Raw genomic sequence first — 1,565 nt, 5'->3', positions numbered from 1 at the left:
GTCGGCGGGGCTTTCAGCCAGACCTGCTCATGCCGCAGGGGGCACTCTTGCGCAGAGGGCGTTCCGACAGCTTCACTTCTGCCAAACCAGAAGAAGATGCTGTCGGAAATCAATGCCGGATACGGCAGAAAGGGGGAATCGTATCATGGCGATATTTCACTTTACAGTAAAGATTGTCGGGCGCAGTAAAGGAAAATCTGTCATATCCGCATCGGCATATCTTAATGGAGATGTGATGAAGAATGAGGAAACAGGCAGAATCAGTTACTATACTTCCAAAAAGGAAGTCGTCTACACCAGTCTGATGATGTGCGAAAATGCACCTCCTGAATGGCTGCATGTACCGGAAGAAAATATAAAAAGGTTTCAACAGTCTATCCGTTATAAAAGAGCGGATGATAAAGATGCCGCACTGGAAAAGTTTAAAATCACATTTCAGAAACAGCGTCTATGGAATGAGGTATTGAAGATAGAAAAAAATGCAGATGCACAGCTTGGACGCTCATTTGAATTTTCCCTGCCGAAAGAATGGAGCAGACAGGAACAGATTGATTATACAACCGAATATATTCAAAAGACTTTCGTGGACGAGGGAATGTGTGCCGACTGGAGCATACACGATAAGGGCGACGGGAACCCACATGTGCATTTACTTGTAACCATGCGACCATTCAATCCAGACCACTCATGGGGCAGCAAGGAAGTCAAGGACTGGGATTTTGTCAGAGATACTGACGGAAATATCGTGGTTGATGAATCCCACCCGGACTGGTGGCAGGATAAGAAAAATCCAGACCGTCATGGAATCCGTATTCCGGTACTTGATGAAAACGGAGTACAGAAAGTCGGGGCAAGAAACAGAAAACAATGGAAAAGGGTTCTGACTGACGCTACCGGCTGGAACAATCCAAAGAATTGTGAGTTATGGCGAAGCGAATGGGCAAAGATGTGTAACCGGCATTTATCCATAGACAATCTGATTGACCACCGCTCTTATGAAAGACAGGGCAAATTGAAAGTCCCTACGATTCATGAGGGTGCAGATGCAAGGAAGATTGAGGAAAAATATCTCACCGGGCAGATAAGGAAAGGTTCATGGAAGGTCGAGGAAAACCAGATGATAAAAAAACAAAATGCACTGCTGCAAAAGGTAATTGCAACCTTTGGTAAGGTATCCGGTGCATTGTCGATGTGGAGGGAGTGGTTGAATGACATTAGAAGAAAGCAAAGAAGTAATTCCCATGATGGAAGCAATGATTACACAGATAGAGGAACAGCAGAATATCATGGCAGAGATGCTTCAGGAGATACAGGAAAAGGACGAGAAGCTGATGTGCTTTCAGGAGCAGGAAGAACGATTGCAGCAATTAGAGAAAGAATTGTCAGAGCTGCTACAAATCTTACCGGATACAGAAGAACTGTTGATGCTTCTGGAAGAAAAGACAGACCAGATACAGAAACTCACAGACGAAAATCAGCAATGGCAGGAATTGGCACAGAAATTAAACAGCGAGAACCGGCTATTGCAGAAACAGAACAGCGAATTACTGAACTTGAACAGCAAT

Annotated in this window: 2 protein-coding genes; both read left to right on the top strand. The window is 44.5% G+C overall.

Annotated elements, in window-relative coordinates; translation table 11 throughout:
* Window positions 1-189 (top strand): hypothetical protein (locus tag LKD41_RS15505; protein ID WP_227701675.1); only part of this gene is annotated, 189 nt, incomplete at its 5' end.
* Window positions 146-1,565, top strand: a 1,420-nt coding sequence (locus LKD41_RS15500; RefSeq protein ID WP_227701674.1) for a MobA/MobL family protein, incomplete at its 3' end; no start/stop codon positions are given. The genes LKD41_RS15505 and LKD41_RS15500, both read left to right, overlap by 44 nt.

This window comes from Roseburia sp. CLA-AA-H209, from assembly GCF_020687575.1.
Classification (GTDB): domain Bacteria; phylum Bacillota; class Clostridia; order Lachnospirales; family Lachnospiraceae; genus Roseburia_C; species Roseburia_C amylophila.
This window is presented reverse-complemented; position numbering and strand designations above follow the sequence as displayed.